This is a genomic window from Methylobacterium oryzisoli, from assembly GCF_046557895.1.
Classification (GTDB): Bacteria; Pseudomonadota; Alphaproteobacteria; order Rhizobiales; family Beijerinckiaceae; genus Methylobacterium; species Methylobacterium oryzisoli.
In genome coordinates this window covers 115,856-131,343 of the sequence record NZ_JBKIBX010000012.1, presented here as the reverse complement: position 1 = coordinate 131,343, position 15,488 = coordinate 115,856, and the positions used below count along the sequence as shown (strand labels likewise).

The window sequence follows — 15,488 nt, the reverse complement described above, 5'->3', positions numbered from 1 at the left end:
CGCCCACCCGGGCGCGGCGGCCCGCCTCGGCCTCGACCCAGGCGCGCACGAGGCGGCCCGCCGTGAGGCAGCCGTCCGCGGCGGGATCGAGGGCGGCGCGGGAGACGGGCGGCGCGCTCAGCATCAGCGCCCAGAAGGCCAGCGTGGCCAGACCCAGCGCCGCCCCGGCCGCCCCCACCCAGGCGCGCAGCCGGCCCCGCGCCGGCTCCTCGCAGGCCGGCAGGGTCTCGACCTGCTCCGCGCAGCAATGCGTGTAGTGGATCGATCCGTCGTGATGACGGTGTGGCCACGGATTGTGCATGATACGCCTCTTCGCACGGTGACGCGCGGCAGGCGGCCGCGCCGATCAGGGCTGGCGTTCAGGGCACGATAGTCTCGGGCGCGGGCGGGCGGCGTGTCATTTCACACATGGCTTGCCGCATCCGGCGGCTCATCCGCGGCGGCGTGCAAGCGTCTGCGTCATCTGATAGTCCACCCGGCGCGCAGATCCGCGCCGGCGTGAGCCCCCCATGACCACACCACACGATGATGCGGCTCCGGTCGCGACCGGGGTCCCCGGCCTCGACTACATCCTGAGCGGGGGCTACGCGGCGAACCGCGCCCACCTGATCGAGGGGCGGCCGGGCTCCGGCAAGACGACGCTCGCGCTGCAGTTCCTGCTCGACGGCGCGCGGCTCGGCGAGCGCTGCCTCTACATCACCCTGTCGGAGAGCCGGCGCGAGCTCCTGAACGTGGCCGACCGGCACGGCTGGGCGCTCGACGGCATCGAGGTGTTCGAGCTGGTGCCGCCGGAGCTCTCCCTCGACCCGTCGCAGCAGCAGAGCCTCGTGCACTCCTCCGATCTCGAACTCGGCGAGACGGTGCGGATGGCCATCGCCGAGATCGACCGCATCAAGCCGCAGCGGGTGGTGGTCGACAGCCTGTCGGAGATCCGGCTGCTGTCCCAGGGCTCGCTGCGCTTCCGGCGCCAGGTGCTGGCCCTGCGCAGCTTCCTGCTCATCCACGACACCACCGCGCTCCTCCTCGACGACCTCACGGTCGAGCACGACGACCTCAACCTGCACAGCCTCTGCCACGCGGTGCTGCGCCTGGAGCAGCTCGCGCCCCTCTACGGCGGCGAGCGGCGGCGCCTGCGGGTGATCAAGCTGCGCGGCACCGGCTTCCGGGGCGGCTACCACGACTTCGTCATCCGCCGGGGCGGCCTGGAGGTCTTCCCGCGGCTGATCGCGGCCGAGCACGGCCATCCCTTCCCGGACGAGATGATCGAGAGCGGCATCCCGGGCCTCGACACGCTGCTCGGCGGCGGCCTCGACCGGGGCACCAGCACGATGCTGCTCGGCCCCTCGGGGGTCGGCAAGTCGTCGAGCGCGCTCGCCTTCGTGATCACGGCGCTGCGCCGGGGTGACCGCGCCCTGATCCTGAGCTTCGACGAGACGAGCGGCATCCTGAAGCGCCGGGCCAGGGGCCTGGGCATGGACATCGAGCCCTTCTGCGAGAGCGGTCTCCTGCGGATCGAGCAGATCGATCCGGCGGAGGTCTCGCCCGGCGAACTCGCCGCGATGGTGCGCGACGCGGTGGAGCGCCAGGACGCCCGCCTCGTGGTGATCGACTCGCTCACCGGCTACCACAACGCCATGCCGGAGGAGCAGTATCTCCAGCTGCAGATGCACGAGATCCTGACCTATCTGAGCCAGCAGGGCGTGACGACGCTGCTGGTGCTCGCCCAGCACGGGCTGATCGGGCAGATGTCGTCCAGCGTCGACCTGACCTACCTCAGCGACACCATCGTGTTGTTCCGGTTCTTCGAGGCGGGCGGAGGCTTGCGGCGGGCGATCTCGGTGGTGAAGAAGCGGGTCGGCGCACACGAGACGGTGATCCGGGAACTTCGGATCGAGAGTGGCGGTTTGCGTGTCGGCGAGCCGCTCAGTGCGTTTCGGGGCGTTCTCACGGGCGTTCCGACCTATGAGGGAGAGCACCGCCAGCTGCTGGCCGACCGGGACGGTGATGAGAGAGAGTGATCTACCGGTCCTGATCCTCGCGCCCGCCGGGCGCGACGCGGCGGTGGCCGCCTCGATCCTTGCCGAGGCCCAGATCCGCACCGAACCCTGCGCAACCCTGCCCGATCTCGTCGCGCGGCTCGACGCGTCGGCCTGCGCGGTGGTGACCGAGGAGGCGCTGCGGGCGGCCGACCGGCGCGACCTCGCGGCCTGGATCGCCGGGCAGGAGCCGTGGTCGGACTTCCCGTTCCTGCTGCTGACCCTGCGCGGCACGCCCCCGGACCCACGCCTGACCGAGTCGCTCGGCAACGTGACGCTCCTGGAGCGGCCCTTCCACCCGGCAACCCTGGTGACGGCGACGCGCTTCGCCGTGCGGGCGCGGCGGCGCCAGCGCGAGGCGGCGGCCTACCTGCACGAGCGCCAGCAGACCGCCGAGCGGCAGATCCTGCTGATCCGCGAACTGCACCACCGGGTGAAGAACACGCTCGCCACCGTGCAGGCCCTGCTCGGCGCCTCCGCCCGCTCGGCCACCAGCGTGGACGAATTTTACCACAGCTTCTCGGCCCGGGTGATCTCGCTGGCCAAGACCCACAACCTGCTCACCGACGATTACTGGCAGATGGCCTCGCTCCAAGAGATGCTGGAGAACGAACTCGGCCCCTACAACGACCCCGACGGCCGGCGCATCGCCCTCGACGGCCCGCCCGTCGACCTCACCGCCGACCTCGCGGTGCCGACCGGGATGGCGATCCACGAACTGACCACCAACGCGGCCAAGCACGGGGCGCTCTCGGTGCCGGAGGGGCGGATCGCGGTGAGCTGGCAGGTGAGCGCGGCGGAGAGCGGCCGGCGGCTGTGCCTCGACTGGACCGAGCGCGGCGGCCCGCTCACCCGCGAGCCGACCCGCAGGGGCTTCGGCTCCACCCTGCTGCAGCGGGTGCTCACCATGCAGTGCGGGGCCGACATCCGCTTCGACTTCGCCCCCGCGGGGCTGCACTTCCGCATGGAGGCGCCGCTCGTCGAGAGCCGCACCGTGCCGCAGTACTGACCCGCGGCGCGGGAGCGGCTTCCGCTGCGGCACGCGCCCGCACGCAACCCCGGCCAGCCTTGGCCGTTACAGGAAGGCAGGCCGGGCCGCCCCGCCCGCCGGGGAAGCGAGGGACGATCATGGACGGACATGTGTACGGCGCGCTCGGGCAGCCGGGCGTGGGCTTTCTCATGGCCATCGTCATCGGAGCACTCGCGGGCTGGCTCGCGGAAAAGTTCACCTCCTCGAACATGGGCCTGTTCGCCAACATCATCCTCGGCATCATCGGCGGCGTGGTCGGCAACTTCCTGGCCGCGCAGCTCCACATCCCGGTCTACGGCTTCTGGCGCAACCTGATCTCGGCGACGATCGGCGCCGTGATCGTGATCACCCTCTACCGGGCGGTGCGCGGCCGGCGCTCGACCTACTGAGCGCGGCGGGGCGTCACGGCCCATTTGCCCCAAGCCCATTTGCCCTTGGCCCGCCGAGCCCTTAAGTCAGGGCTTCGGCGCCGCGAGGGGTTCGGGCGCCGACGCTCTCGGACCCGTTCATGGCCGTCGTCCTCGATCTGCTGCACAACGATGCGCGCCCGCGCCACCCGGAGAAGGCGCACCGGCCCGACCAGCCGATCCAGCGCAAGCCCGACTGGATCCGCGTGAAGGCGCCGGGCTCGCCCGGCTGGGCGGAGACGCACCGCATCGTGCGCGAGCACGGCCTCGTCACCGTCTGCGAGGAGGCGGGCTGCCCCAACATCGGCGAGTGCTGGGAGAAGAAGCACGCCACCTTCATGATCATGGGGGACATCTGCACGAGGGCCTGCGCGTTCTGCAACGTGCGCACGGGCCTGCCGCAGGACCTCGACGGCGCGGAGCCGGCCCGCGTCGGCGACGCGGTGGCGCGGCTGGGCCTCTCCCACGTGGTCATCACCTCGGTCGACCGCGACGACCTCGCGGACGGGGGCGCGGCCCATTTCGCCGCGGTGATCCGGGCGATCCGGGGGCTGAGCCCCGGCACCACGATCGAGGTGCTCACCCCCGATTTCCTGCGCAAGGACGGCGCACTGGAGGTCGTGGTCGAGGCCCGGCCCGACGTGTTCAACCACAACCTCGAGACCGTGCCGGCGAAGTACCTCAAGGTCCGCCCCGGCGCCCGCTACTTCCACTCGGTGCGCCTGCTGCAGCGGGTCAAGGACCTCGACCCGCAGATGTTCACCAAGTCCGGCATCATGGTGGGCCTCGGCGAGGAGCGGAACGAGGTGCTGCAGCTGATGGACGACCTGCGCTCGGCCGAGGTCGACTTCCTCACCATCGGCCAGTACCTGCAGCCGACCAAGAAGCACCATCCGGTGATGCGCTTCGTGCCGCCCGAAGAGTTCCGGGCCTACGAGACCACGGCCTACGCCAAGGGCTTCCTGCTCGTCTCGGCGACCCCGCTGACGCGCTCCTCCCACCATGCCGGCGCGGATTTCGCCCGGCTGCGCCAAGCCCGGCTCGATCGCCTCAGCCCCGCCTGACATGCCCAGTTTCCGCACCACCCGCACGGTCCGCCACAGCCCGGCCGACATGTTCGCCCTCGTGGCCGACGTCGAGCGCTACCCCGAGTTCCTGCCGCTCTGCGAGGGCCTGCGGGTGCTGCGCCGCCAGCCGGGGGAGGGCGGCACCGAACTCCTCGTCGCCGAGATGAGCGTCGGCTACAAGGCGATCTCGGAGCGCTTCACCACCCGCGTCGAGCTCGACCGGCCGAACCTGCGCATCACCGCCGAGTACATCGACGGGCCCTTTCGCCACCTGGAGAACCGCTGGACCTTCCGCGAGGCCCCGAACGGCGGCTGCGCGGTCGAGTTCTACATCACCTACGAGTTCAAGAGCCTCGCGCTCGGGCTCCTGATGGGCAAGATGTTCGACCGCGCCTTCCGCAAGTTCACGGACGCGTTCGAGAGCCGGGCCGACCGGATCTACGCGCGGGCGTGAGGCGCCCACCTCCTTCGGAAACGCCGGAGGGGTACGTCGCACAGGCTCCGGCAGTGGTGGGGCATCAGCCGGGTGTTCAGAACGGCGCGTCAGTCAGACTCCGGCGGCCATCCACGACAGTGACGATCTCGACCCGGGTCACCGGTCCGTCATCCGTGTCCGGCACGGTTTCGTAGAGGATCAGGTAGGGCGCCTCGACCAAGACGCGTGCGCTCGCGTGGATATCCGGCCGGCGCGGTCCCATGCGGGGCTGCTCGGCGAGCTGCCGTGCTCGCTCCTCGATGCGGTCATAGATCCGCTCGGCCGCGGATGGATTCTCCAGGCCGATGGTCAAGTAGATGGCGAGCAACTCGTCGCGCGCGACGTTCGACCAGACGACCTCAACCGTCATGATGATCGGAGGCGGCATCGAGGGCAGCCAAACGTTGGCGGGCCTCCCGGCGCAGCGCCTCGAAATCCATCGTGCCGTGGACGCCGCCGGCCTTCCCGGCATCCCACGCCTGCCGCAGCTGTTCCAGTTCGTGCTCCTTCACGCGCCGATGCCCGGACCAGAGCCGCACGGCCTCATGCACCACTTCGCTGGTCGAGGCATATTCGCCGGCCTCGACGGCCGCGCGAATCTGCGCGGCCATAGGCTCCGGAAACACGATGGTCATGCGCTCGATGTTCGCCACGGCCGACCTCCATGAGGATCAAGATGGCGTCGGTAGGAAGGAAGCACAACATTTCATACCAACGAGTGCCCTGGCCACATCGATGCGGCGGTCTCGGAGCCGTTCGGGGCGATCGAGATCCGCCGCGAGCGGGCTGGGGCGGAGTTCAGCTACGTGCCGGGGCGCGCGCTGAGGCAGGAGCCTGATGCCGGAGGCGCTGGGCGCGCTCATCGAATGGGCTCTGGCGCAGCCGGGCCTGTGGTGCGCCTTCACGATCTGCGACATGGAGAACCGTGTCTCGGCCCGGATGATGGAAAAGGCCGGGAGGCGCTTCGAGGGCATCCTGCGCCGCCACACCCCCCACCCGAACTCCAGCCCGAGCCGCGGGACTGCCGGATCTCCGCGCGGGTGATGGGGATCGAGGCCCACTCACACCTCCGTCAGCGCCGCCTCCAGGAGCCCCAGCGCATCCTCCACCGCCTTGCGGCGCACCTCGGCCCGGCCGAGGTCGCCGTAGCGGCGCTCCAAGTGGCGGGTCGTGCGGCCCGCGGTGACGAGGCCGAAATGCACGAGGCCGATCGGCTTCGTCGCGGTGGCGCCGGTCGGGCCGGCGATGCCCGTGATGGCGAGCGCCACGTCGGCGCGGGATTGCGCCAGCGCGCCGTCCGCCATCGCGCGGGCGACCGGCTCGCTCACCGCGCCGTGCTCCGAGATGATGCCGAAATCGACGCCGAGCACCTCGGCCTTGGCCTCGTTCGAGTAGGTGACGAAGCCCCGCTCCAAGACCGCCGAGGAGCCGGCCACCTCGGTCAGGAGCGCGGCGACGAGGCCGCCGGTGCAGGATTCCGCCGTGACGACGCGGCGCTGGCGCTCGCGGTAGGCGGCGATCAGCACGCCCACGCGGGCGATGAGGGCCGGATCGTCGATCATCGCCCCTCCTCCGGCAGCCGCACGGTCGCGGCGGCCTGGGCGGCCAGCCCCTCGGCCCGGCCGACGAAGCCGAGTTTCTCCGTCGTGGTCGCCTTGATCGAGACCGCCGAGACCGGGATGCCGGCCACCTCGGCGATGCGGGCGCGGATGGCCTCGCGGTGCGCGCCGATGCGCGGGGCCTCGGCCAGAACCGTGATGTCGAGGTGGTCGATCACGCCGCCGCGCTCGGTGACGCGCCGCACCGCGTCGGCGAGGAACTGGTCGGAGGCGGCGCCGCGCCAGCGCGGATCGCTCGGCGGGAAGTGCACGCCGATGTCGCCGTCCGCGAGCGCCCCCAGGATCGCGTCGGTGAGCGCGTGCAGCACCACGTCGCCGTCCGAATGGGCCAGCACCCCGCGGTCGGCGGGGATGCGCACGCCGCCGAGCCAGACGTGGTCGCCCTCCGTGAAGGCGTGCACGTCGAAGCCGGTGCCGAGGCGGGTGACGAGGGTCATGCGGGCTCCTGAAAAGGCGCGGTCGGCCTCGTCGAGGTCGGCCGCCTGCGTGATCTTGCGGTTGCGCGGGTCGCCGGGGAAGACCGCTACGCGCAACCCTGCCCACTCGGCGAGCGCACCGTCGTCCGTGAAGGCGGCGAGCCCCTGCGCGGCGGCGCGGCGGTGGGCGTCGAGAAGGGGCGCGAAGGCGAAGGCCTGGGGGGTCTGCACCGCGCGCAGGGCCTCCCGCGGCGGGGTCTCGCGCACGCGCTCCTCGCCGTCCACGACCTTGATCGTGTCGGTGACGGGCACGCCCGGCACCGCGGCCCGGTGGGCGCGCGCCGCCGCGATCGCCCGGTCGATCAGGGCGTCGTCCACGAAGGGACGGGCGGCGTCGTGGACGAGGACGAGGGCCGGGGCGCCCGCGCGCGCCAGCGCCTCCAGGCCCGCCCGGACCGAATCCTGGCGCGTGGCGCCCCCCTCGACCGGGGGCGTGAGCTTCTCCGCCGCCGCGGGATCGAGATCGGCGAGGCACTCGGCGTAGAAGGCGGCGGCGTCCGGGGCGATCACCGCCTGGACGCGCCCGATCCCCGGATGGGCGGCGAGCGCCGCCAGCGTCCGCGTCAGCACCGCCTTGCCGCCGACACGACGATATTGTTTGGGGGTGCCGCCGCCCACGCGGATGCCGCGGCCTGCGGCGACGACCACCGCGGCAGTCTCGGACATGAACCGGTTCCTCAACCCTGGCGGAGAAGCCGCTCTCCTAGGCGGGGTGCGGCGCAAAATCAAATCGGTGCGCGTCCCGGCTTCGGCGCTTGCGTGCGGCCCGGTTTTGGCTATTTGTTGTGCAGAATGACGATTGACCATTATTTGAGCGCATCGACGACGGGGTCCGGGACGGCAGCGCTGCCAGCGTCGCCGGAGCCGGGCGCCCTGCTGGCTCCGCTCTCCGGCGTCACCGATCTCGCGCTGCGCCGCATCGCGCGCCGTCTCGGTGCCACCGCGGTGGTGTCCGAGATGGTGGCGGCGGAGGAATTCGCCCGCGGCGCCGCCGAGGCGCGGCTGCGGGCGGAGGGCGAGGGCGTGCTGCCGCACGTGGTGCAGCTCGCCGGCTGCGACCCGCGCTGGATGGCCGAGGGCGCGCGCCTGGCGGAAGGCAACGGCGCCGACGTGATCGACGTGAACATGGGCTGCCCGGCCAAGAAGGTGACGGGGGGCGAGGCGGGCTCGGCGCTGATGCGCGACCTCGACCACGCGGCCCGCCTGCTGGCGGCCGTGCGCGGGGCGGTGTCGGTGCCGGTCACCGTGAAGATGCGCCTCGGCTGGGACGATGCGTCCCGCAACGCCCCCGACCTCGCGCGGCGGGCGCAGGATCTCGGCCTGTCCGCCGTCACGGTGCACGGGCGCACCCGGCAGCAATTCTACACCGGCCGGGCCGACTGGGCGGCGATCCGCGCGGTCACGGAGGCGGTGACGATCCCGGTCGTGGCGAACGGCGACGTCGGGAGCCTGGAGGAGGCCCGGGCCTGCCTCGCGGCGAGCGGCGCGCGGGCCGTGATGATCGGACGGGCGGCGGTCGGCCGGCCCTGGCTCGTGGGGGCGGTGGCGGCGGGCCTCGCGGGCCGCGCGGCGCCCCGCCCGACGGCCGCCGAGAAGGCGGACCTCGCGGCCGAGCACTACGAGGGCCTGCTCGCCCTCTACGGGGCCGGCATGGGGGTGCGCCACGCCCGCAAGCACCTCGCCGCCTATGCCGACCACGCGGGCGGCCTGTCCGCACCCGAGCGGCATCGGCTCGTCACCACCACCGATCCGGCCGAGGCGCTGGCGCTCCTGCGGCGGGCCTTCGCGCAGGCGCCGGAGGCGGCGGAGACGTCCGCGCGGCAGGCGGCACCGGCCGCGCAGCGGGCGGCACCGGCTGCGAAGCAGGCGGCATGAGAAAGGTCCTCGCCGATGTCCCGGGCTCCCCATCCGACCGGATCCCGCGCCCGCCGCGCGGGCCTGCCGCCGGAGCGCCGGCCGCCGGAGCGCCGGCCACGATGAGCGCGCCGACGAGCGACCTCATCATCAACGCGCTGCCGCTGCCGGTCCTGACCATCGGGCCGGACGAGCGCATCCTTCAGGTCAACATGGCGGCGGAGCACTTCTTCGACCATTCCCGCCGCCTGATGCAGCGCCAGCGCCTGCGCGACATCATCCCGTTCTCCTCGCCGATCATCGCCCTCGTCAACGAGGTGCGCCGCCGCCATTCCAGCGTCAGCGAGTACCGGGTGGAGCTGGGCTCGCCGCGCTCCGGGATCGAGCGCAGCGTCGACGTGTTCGCGACCTGCCTCGACGACGAGGTGGTGGTGCTGATGCTCCAGGAGCGCACCATCGCCGACAAGATGAACCGCCAGCTCACCCACCGGGGGGCGGCGCGCTCGATGGTGGCGCTCGGCGCCATGCTGGCCCACGAGATCAAGAACCCGCTCGCGGGCATCCGGGGCGCCGCGCAGCTCCTCGAGCAATCGGCGACGGAGGACGACCGCCTGCTCACGCGCCTCATCTGCGACGAGGCCGACCGCATCGTGCGGATCGTCGAGCGCATGGAGCTGTTCGGGGACGAGCGCCCGGTGGAGCGCGGGCCGGTGAACGTCCACGGCGTCCTCGATCAGGTGAAGCGCTCGGCCCAGTCGGGCTTCGCCCGCCACATCCGCTTCGTCGAGAACTACGACCCGTCCCTGCCGCCGGTGCTCGGCAACCGCGACCAGCTCGTCCAGGTGATCCTCAACCTCGTCAAGAACGCCGCCGAGGCGATCGGCGCCGACGCGGTCGACGGCGAGATCATCCTCTCGACGGCCTTCCGCACGGGGCTTCGCCTGCAGGTCCCGGGCTCGCGCGAGCGGGTGAGCCTGCCGATCGAGGTCGCGGTGCGCGACAACGGCCCAGGCGTCTCGGCCGACCTCCTGCCGGACCTGTTCGACCCCTTCGTGACCACCAAGGCGCAGGGATCTGGCCTGGGTCTTGCCCTCGTCGCCAAGATCGTCGGCGACCACGGCGGCATCGCCGAGTGCGATCCCGCTCCCCGCCGCACCACCTTCCGCGTCCTGCTGCCGATGTCCCACGCCCGCGACGGCCGGGAAGCGGCGCCGGATTCCGAGTAGCCCCGCGAGTGGCCCCATGCCGAACGGACACATCATCGTCGCCGACGACGACGCCGCCATCCGCACCGTCCTCAACCAGGCGCTCTCGCGCGCCGGCTACGAGGTGCGCTCGACCGGCAACGCCGCCACGCTCTGGCGCTGGGTGGCGCAGGGCGAGGGGGACCTCGTCATCACCGACGTGGTGATGCCCGACGAGAACGCCTTCGACCTGCTGCCGCGCATCAAGCGGGTGCGGCCGGACCTGCCGATCATCGTCATGAGCGCCCAGAACACCTTCATGACGGCGATCCGGGCCTCGGAGCGCGGGGCCTACGAGTACCTGCCGAAGCCCTTCGACCTGAAGGAGCTGACCGCCATCGTCGGACGGGCGCTCTCGCGCCCGCGCGGCACCGCCGCCCCGGGCGCGCCGCCTGAGAACGAGGACATCCCGCTCGTCGGCCGCTCGCCGGCGATGCAGGAGATCTACCGCTCGCTCGCCCGGCTGATGCCCACCGACCTCACGGTGATGATCACGGGCGAGTCGGGCACCGGCAAGGAGCTGGTGGCGCGCGCGCTGCACGATTACGGCCGGCGCCGGGCGGGGCCCTTCGTGCCCGTCAACATGGCGGCGATCCCGCGCGACCTCATCGAATCCGAGCTCTTCGGCCACGAGAAGGGGGCCTTCACGGGCGCCACCGCCCGCTCGGCCGGCCGCTTCGAGCAGGCCGAGGGCGGCACGCTCTTCCTCGACGAGATCGGCGACATGCCGATGGAGGCCCAGACCCGGCTCCTGCGCGTGCTGCAGCAGGGCGAGTACACCACGGTCGGCGGGCGCGTGCCGATCAAGACCAACGTCCGCATCATCGCGGCGACGAACAAGGACCTGCGGATCTCGATCCAGCAGGGCATCTTTCGCGAGGATCTGTTCTTCCGCCTCAACGTGGTGCCGCTGCGCCTGCCGGCGCTGCGCGAGCGCGCCGAGGACGTGCCGGACCTCGTGCGCCACTTCTTCGGCCTCGTCGAGCGCGAGGGCCTGAGCCGCAAGCAGCTCGACCACGACGCCATGGAGCGGCTCAAGCGCTACCGCTGGCCCGGCAACGTGCGCGAACTGGAAAACCTCGTGCGGCGCCTCGCGGCGCTCTATCCCCAGGAGACGATCACCGGCCCGGTGATCGAGGCGGAACTCGACACGCTGCCCCTCGCGACGCCCGCCCAGGGAGCCGCCCGCAAGGGAGGCGCCGAGGCGGAGGGACTCTCGGCCGCCGTGGAGCGACACCTCGCCGACTACTTCTCGGGCTTCCGGGACACGCTGCCGCCGCCCGGCCTCTACCACCGCGTGTTGCGCGAGATCGAAGGACCGCTGATCGGCGCCGCGCTCGCGGCCACCCGCGGCAATCAGATCCGGGCCGCGGAGCTGCTCGGCGTCAACCGCAACACCCTGCGCAAGAAGGTGCGGGACCTCGACCTGCAGGTCTTCCGCACCCCGCGCTAGGCAATCGGACAGCCCAGGCGGGCACGCGGACCAGCAGATCCCGCGCCCGGTGCTGCCGCACGACTTGGGACCGAGCCGCCGGCGAGCCGGTTCGACCCTCCGGCGGGGGACGTAGCATCGGCCGCGGCCGGCGCGGACCTGCGAGGCATTTCGTCGCGGGCGGCGCAGCGCGGAGAAGGACGGAACGGGCAGGGGGCCTCCGCCGTCGCGGGAGGCGCGAGAATCTCCGGCCGGAATACAACCTTATGTTGTTTTCGTCCGACAACCCGACGGCCGTCGATGCGTCCCCGATGTCGCGCCGGCAACGTACGCGCGCGGACGACATCGCGACGTCGAGAACCGGGTTCCGTCATCCCGCCCGCCGTCGATCCTCTTGCGGTGGCTGCCCGACTGCTCGGTACAGCGCTTTCATCTCTCGATGAATCAATCCTGCCTGGCGATCCATGCGCATCTCGACCTGATTTCGACTGGAGCGGAACGGTACTTCGGCCGCTCGATACTTGCAGCATCTCGCCCGTCGCGGGACCGTCACTCGTCGCGTGTGGACCGGCGCAAGGTACGACATCGCTTCATCTTTTTCGGTTTTTAGGCCGGCAGCGGCCCTCCGCCGGCACCGGCGTGTCGGGACAACCTGCAGGCACCACGGCCCCGGCGGGCCGGCGCCCCGGGCGAACCATGCCATCCCGTTCAGGAATAAGGATCTTTCGCCGTCGTCCCGCGGCCGGATGCAAGTCTCGCGCGTGCGCTACATGACGTTACGAAAGGTGACGATACCAAAGCATATCCAGGCCTTTTTACGGTCGATTGAGCTTGAAGTTGACGCCACGTCGCGTAACATCCCGCGCATTGAAGGGGGCGGCACCTTAGGCGGCACCTTAGTGAGGTTCAAATGAGTTCCGAGACCCAGAGCGATGCTCCGCAAACGATCGAACTCGTGTCCGACATCGTGTCGGCCTACGTGTCGAACAACTCCGTGCCGGTCGGTGAACTGGCCGGCCTGATCCGCAGCGTGCACGAGGCCGTGTCCCATCTTGGGTCAGCTGCGGCGCCTCAGCCGGAGAAGTTGACGCCGCCGGTGCCGATCAGGAAGACCATCACCCCGGACTTCCTGATCAGTCTCGAGGACGGCCGGCGCTACCGCACCCTGAAGCGGCACCTCGCCGGGCGCGGTCTCACCCCCGAGCAGTACCGGTCGAAGTGGGGCCTGCCGTCGGACTACCCGATGGTGGCGGCCAACTACGCCGCTCAACGCTCCGAGCTCGCCAAGAGCATCGGGCTCGGCCAGAAGCCGGTGGACCGGCGCAACCGCTCCGATCGGGCCGCCTGATTCACACGGTGCCGGACGCGTGGGGCCGGTCCTCCCGCCCCGGAACGGTGGTCGCGCGGCGCTCGGGGCCGCGACCAGGCCGGTTTCGGCCCGGAAGGGGCCGGATGAGGCCCGGCCGTATTAATTTCGCCACACTGTAGTGGCCACGCATCACGGATGCAGTTTCTCCGTCGCGTCCGTGATTCGGGGCCGCCCGGCACCGGCCCGTCCTCCGAGTCCGCCCCCCGCGGTCCCGGCCTGTTCGGCGCCCTGGTGGTCGGGGTGGCGCTCGCGCTCGCGCTCGCGACCTTCCTGATCCTCGTCGGCGCGACCCCGATCGCCCCGGTCCACCAGGTCGTGGTGGCGCTGCTGCTCGGCAACGTCGCCCTGGTGGTCGGGCTGGTCGCGGTGATCGTCTGGGAGGCGCGGGTCTTCCTGCGGGCGCGACGGGCCAACGCCCGGGTGGCCCGCCTGCACACCCGCATCGTCGGCCTGTTCAGCCTCATCGCCACGCTGCCGACCATCCTGCTCGCGGTGGTCGCCTCGATCACCCTGGAGCGCGGCCTCTCGCCCTGGTTCTCGGACCGGATGCGCAACGTCGTGCTGATGTCGGTCGACGTCGCGGACGCCTACCTGACCAACCAGTGCCAGAGCCTCGCGCGCGAGGTCCGCATCCTCTCCGACGACCTGACGCGGGCGCGGCCCGCCTTCGAGGTCGAGCGGGCGTGGTTCGAGAGCTTCCTCACGGCGCGCGCCACCTCGCTCGGCCTGCCGATCGCCCGGATCATGCGCTCGGCCGACGAGACCGTGGCGCGGGCCAACATCGACATCATCAAGAACCCGCCGCTGCCCTCCGCCACGGATTTCGAGGAGGCGGCGAAGTCGAGCGACCCGACCTGCCTGCTGCCGCGCGAGGGGCGCGTCTTCGGGGCGCTCCTGAAGATGCCGGCCTACGACGACGCCTTCCTGCTGATCGAGCGGGAGGTGTCGCAGCTCGCCGTGGAATTTCCGGGCGTGTCGCGGGCCGCCGCGACGGAGTTCCTCACCATCGACGCCGGCCGGCGCAGCGTGCAGATCGCCTTCGCCAGCATGTTCGCGCTGATCGCCCTGATCGCGCTCCTCTCGGCGGTGTGGTTCGGGCTCAACTTCGCCAACCGCTTCGTCGCGCCGATCCGCCGCCTCATCAACGCCGCCGATCAGGTGGCCTCGGGCAACTTCCTCGTCCAAGTGCCGTTCCGCAAGACGGAAGGCGACCTCCAGCACCTCGGCGAGAGCTTCAACAAGATGACCCAGGAGCTGCGCCGCCAGCGCGACGGGCTCATCGAGGCGCGCGACCAGATCGAGCGCCGCCGCCGCTTCACCGAGGCGGTGCTGGCCGGGGTGCCGGCGGGCGTGCTCGGGGTCGATGCGGCGGGGATCATCACCATCGCCAATCCCTCGGCCGAGCGGGTGCTCGGGCGCCAGGCGAGCGACCTCGTCGGCACGCCGCTCGCCCTCGCGCTGCCCGAACTCGAAGCGGTGTTCGGCGAGCCCCGGCTGCGCCCGATGCAGCAGCAGGTCCAGATCACCCGCAACGGGCGCGAGCGCACCATCGACGTGCGGGTGACGAGCGAGCAGGCGCAGGGGGGCCGCGGCTCCGTCATCACCCTCGACGACATCACCGACCTCGTCTCCGCCCAGCGCACCTCCGCCTGGGCGGACGTGGCGCGGCGCATCGCCCACGAGATCAAGAACCCGCTCACGCCGATCCAGCTCTCGGCCGAACGCATCCGGCGCAAGTACGGCAAGGTCATCACCACCGACAAGGAGGTGTTCGAGCAGTGCACCGCCACGATCGTGCGCCAGGTGGACGACATCAAGCGCATGGTCGACGAGTTCTCGTCGTTCGCCCGGATGCCCAAGCCGGCCATCGCCCGCAACGACCTGACCGAGATCGTGAAGCAGAACCTGTTCATGATGCGGGTGGCGCATCCGGACGTGGATTTCGCGATGGAGGGCGAGGGCGCCCGGGTCAGCGCCGCCTTCGACACCCGTCTGCTGTCGCAGGCGGTGACCAACATCCTCAAGAACGCCGTCGAGGCGATTCAGGCGGTGCCGGAGGAGGAGCGCGGCCGCGGGCGCATCGCGGTGCGGCTCGCCGAGGAAGGGGACGGGGTGGTGATCGAGATCACCGACAACGGCAAAGGCTTCCCGGTCGAAGGGCGCCAGCGGCTGCTCGAACCCTATATGACGACCCGCGAGGGGGGCACCGGCCTCGGATTGGCGATCGTGAGCAAGGTCTTGGAAGAGCACGGCGGCGGCATCGAACTGAACGACAACCCCCGGGGGCGGGGCGGGCAGGTGCGCATGCGCCTCCTTCGGGAGGTCCGGCGCGAGGAGGGACACCGGACGCCCGGTGCGCCGGGCGGTTCCGCGCCGTCGGGCTCAGCCCCGCCCGGTGCCGCCCCGGCGCCGGCGAGCGATGCGCCGCTGGGCGCCGCATCGTGATGCGTTCCGCACGACGCGTGACGCGTCCCGAACG

Annotated in this window: 15 protein-coding genes and 1 pseudogene; 11 read left to right on the top strand and 5 right to left on the bottom strand. The window is 71.5% G+C overall.

What is annotated here, in order from left to right; genetic code table 11:
• A pseudogene (locus ACKUB9_RS14175) lies at window positions 1-301 on the bottom strand (hypothetical protein); the annotation flags it as partial.
• Between the two features lie 208 nt (window positions 302-509).
• On the opposite strand from ACKUB9_RS14175, the gene ACKUB9_RS14170 reads away from it, so the two are divergent.
• From ACKUB9_RS14170 to ACKUB9_RS14150, 5 genes are all read left to right on the top strand, one after another.
• Window positions 510-2,018 carry an ATPase domain-containing protein gene (locus tag ACKUB9_RS14170; protein ID WP_407522995.1) on the top strand — a complete coding sequence of 503 codons (1,509 nt, stop codon included), beginning with the start codon at window positions 510-512 and terminating at the stop codon, window positions 2,016-2,018.
• Window positions 2,005-3,045: a sensor histidine kinase gene (locus ACKUB9_RS14165; RefSeq protein ID WP_407522993.1), complete on the top strand. Its 1,041-nt coding sequence runs from the start codon at window positions 2,005-2,007 to the stop codon at window positions 3,043-3,045. Before ACKUB9_RS14170 ends, ACKUB9_RS14165 begins: the two co-directional genes overlap by 14 nt.
• Window positions 3,046-3,164: 119 nt before the next feature.
• Complete coding sequence (locus ACKUB9_RS14160; protein WP_407522991.1) at window positions 3,165-3,455, top strand: GlsB/YeaQ/YmgE family stress response membrane protein; 291 nt, start codon at window positions 3,165-3,167, stop codon at window positions 3,453-3,455.
• 119 nt (window positions 3,456-3,574) lie between these two features.
• Entirely contained in the window at window positions 3,575-4,537 is a 963-nt protein-coding gene (gene lipA / locus ACKUB9_RS14155; protein WP_407522989.1) for a lipoyl synthase, read from the top strand.
• Window position 4,538: 1 nt separating this feature from the next.
• Window positions 4,539-4,994 carry a type II toxin-antitoxin system RatA family toxin gene (locus ACKUB9_RS14150; protein WP_407522987.1) on the top strand — a complete coding sequence of 152 codons (456 nt, stop codon included), beginning with the start codon at window positions 4,539-4,541 and terminating at the stop codon, window positions 4,992-4,994.
• Between the two features lie 76 nt (window positions 4,995-5,070).
• Here the strand turns inward: ACKUB9_RS14150 and ACKUB9_RS14145 are convergent, their stop codons facing one another.
• Both ACKUB9_RS14145 and ACKUB9_RS14140 read right to left on the bottom strand, forming a co-directional pair.
• Window positions 5,071-5,385 carry a type II toxin-antitoxin system RelE/ParE family toxin gene (locus ACKUB9_RS14145; RefSeq protein WP_407522985.1) on the bottom strand — a complete coding sequence of 105 codons (315 nt, stop codon included), beginning with the start codon at window positions 5,383-5,385 and terminating at the stop codon, window positions 5,071-5,073.
• Window positions 5,375-5,668, bottom strand: coding sequence for a ribbon-helix-helix domain-containing protein (locus ACKUB9_RS14140; protein ID WP_407522983.1), 294 nt, complete (start codon window positions 5,666-5,668; stop codon window positions 5,375-5,377). Before ACKUB9_RS14140 ends, ACKUB9_RS14145 begins: the two co-directional genes overlap by 11 nt.
• Before the next feature lie 184 nt (window positions 5,669-5,852).
• Between ACKUB9_RS14140 and ACKUB9_RS14135 the strand changes: the two genes are divergently transcribed.
• Window positions 5,853-6,059 carry a GNAT family N-acetyltransferase gene (locus ACKUB9_RS14135; protein ID WP_407522981.1) on the top strand — a complete coding sequence of 69 codons (207 nt, stop codon included), beginning with the start codon at window positions 5,853-5,855 and terminating at the stop codon, window positions 6,057-6,059.
• A gap of 17 nt (window positions 6,060-6,076) precedes the next feature.
• Here ACKUB9_RS14135 and ACKUB9_RS14130 read toward each other — a convergent pair whose 3' ends face one another.
• Together ACKUB9_RS14130 and ACKUB9_RS14125 are read right to left on the bottom strand one after the other, a co-directional pair.
• On the bottom strand, window positions 6,077-6,577 hold the full coding sequence (locus ACKUB9_RS14130; RefSeq protein ID WP_407522979.1) for a CinA family protein: 501 nt from the start codon (window positions 6,575-6,577) through the stop codon (window positions 6,077-6,079).
• Window positions 6,574-7,776 (bottom strand): bifunctional 2-C-methyl-D-erythritol 4-phosphate cytidylyltransferase/2-C-methyl-D-erythritol 2,4-cyclodiphosphate synthase, encoded by a 1,203-nt coding sequence (locus tag ACKUB9_RS14125; protein WP_407522977.1) that lies wholly within the window; start codon window positions 7,774-7,776, stop codon window positions 6,574-6,576. Before ACKUB9_RS14125 ends, ACKUB9_RS14130 begins: the two co-directional genes overlap by 4 nt.
• 126 nt (window positions 7,777-7,902) lie before the next feature.
• On the opposite strand from ACKUB9_RS14125, the gene dusB reads away from it, so the two are divergent.
• The 5 genes from dusB to ACKUB9_RS14100 all read left to right on the top strand — a co-directional run bounded on the left by dusB (window position 7,903) and on the right by ACKUB9_RS14100 (window position 15,454).
• Window positions 7,903-8,985 carry a tRNA dihydrouridine synthase DusB gene (dusB, locus tag ACKUB9_RS14120; protein WP_407522975.1) on the top strand — a complete coding sequence of 361 codons (1,083 nt, stop codon included), beginning with the start codon at window positions 7,903-7,905 and terminating at the stop codon, window positions 8,983-8,985.
• A gap of 101 nt (window positions 8,986-9,086) precedes the next feature.
• Window positions 9,087-10,190, top strand: coding sequence for a two-component system sensor histidine kinase NtrB (locus tag ACKUB9_RS14115; RefSeq protein ID WP_407522973.1), 1,104 nt, complete (start codon window positions 9,087-9,089; stop codon window positions 10,188-10,190).
• A gap of 16 nt (window positions 10,191-10,206) precedes the next feature.
• Window positions 10,207-11,661 carry a nitrogen regulation protein NR(I) gene (gene ntrC, locus ACKUB9_RS14110; protein ID WP_407522971.1) on the top strand — a complete coding sequence of 485 codons (1,455 nt, stop codon included), beginning with the start codon at window positions 10,207-10,209 and terminating at the stop codon, window positions 11,659-11,661.
• Window positions 11,662-12,550: 889 nt separating this feature from the next.
• Complete coding sequence (locus ACKUB9_RS14105; protein ID WP_407522969.1) at window positions 12,551-12,988, top strand: Ros/MucR family transcriptional regulator; 438 nt, start codon at window positions 12,551-12,553, stop codon at window positions 12,986-12,988.
• Between the two features lie 156 nt (window positions 12,989-13,144).
• The gene (locus tag ACKUB9_RS14100) at window positions 13,145-15,454 is read left to right on the top strand and encodes an ATP-binding protein (protein WP_407522967.1); all 2,310 of its coding nucleotides are present in this window, start codon (window positions 13,145-13,147) and stop codon (window positions 15,452-15,454) included.
• Window positions 15,455-15,488 lie beyond the last annotated feature (34 nt).

Coding starts and splice junctions, on each gene's coding strand:
- ACKUB9_RS14170 (WP_407522995.1), top strand. CDS start 510: ATGACCACACCACACGATGATGCGGCTCCGGTCGCGACCGGGGTCCCC.
- ACKUB9_RS14165 (WP_407522993.1), top strand. CDS start 2,005: ATGAGAGAGAGTGATCTACCGGTCCTGATCCTCGCGCCCGCCGGGCGC.
- ACKUB9_RS14160 (WP_407522991.1), top strand. CDS start 3,165: ATGGACGGACATGTGTACGGCGCGCTCGGGCAGCCGGGCGTGGGCTTT.
- lipA (WP_407522989.1), top strand. CDS start 3,575: ATGGCCGTCGTCCTCGATCTGCTGCACAACGATGCGCGCCCGCGCCAC.
- ACKUB9_RS14150 (WP_407522987.1), top strand. CDS start 4,539: ATGCCCAGTTTCCGCACCACCCGCACGGTCCGCCACAGCCCGGCCGAC.
- ACKUB9_RS14145 (WP_407522985.1), bottom strand. CDS start 5,385: ATGACGGTTGAGGTCGTCTGGTCGAACGTCGCGCGCGACGAGTTGCTC.
- ACKUB9_RS14135 (WP_407522981.1), top strand. CDS start 5,853: ATGCCGGAGGCGCTGGGCGCGCTCATCGAATGGGCTCTGGCGCAGCCG.
- ACKUB9_RS14130 (WP_407522979.1), bottom strand. CDS start 6,577: ATGATCGACGATCCGGCCCTCATCGCCCGCGTGGGCGTGCTGATCGCC.
- ACKUB9_RS14125 (WP_407522977.1), bottom strand. CDS start 7,776: ATGTCCGAGACTGCCGCGGTGGTCGTCGCCGCAGGCCGCGGCATCCGC.
- dusB (WP_407522975.1), top strand. CDS start 7,903: ATGACGATTGACCATTATTTGAGCGCATCGACGACGGGGTCCGGGACG.
- ACKUB9_RS14115 (WP_407522973.1), top strand. CDS start 9,087: ATGAGCGCGCCGACGAGCGACCTCATCATCAACGCGCTGCCGCTGCCG.
- ntrC (WP_407522971.1), top strand. CDS start 10,207: ATGCCGAACGGACACATCATCGTCGCCGACGACGACGCCGCCATCCGC.
- ACKUB9_RS14105 (WP_407522969.1), top strand. CDS start 12,551: ATGAGTTCCGAGACCCAGAGCGATGCTCCGCAAACGATCGAACTCGTG.
- ACKUB9_RS14100 (WP_407522967.1), top strand. CDS start 13,145: ATGCAGTTTCTCCGTCGCGTCCGTGATTCGGGGCCGCCCGGCACCGGC.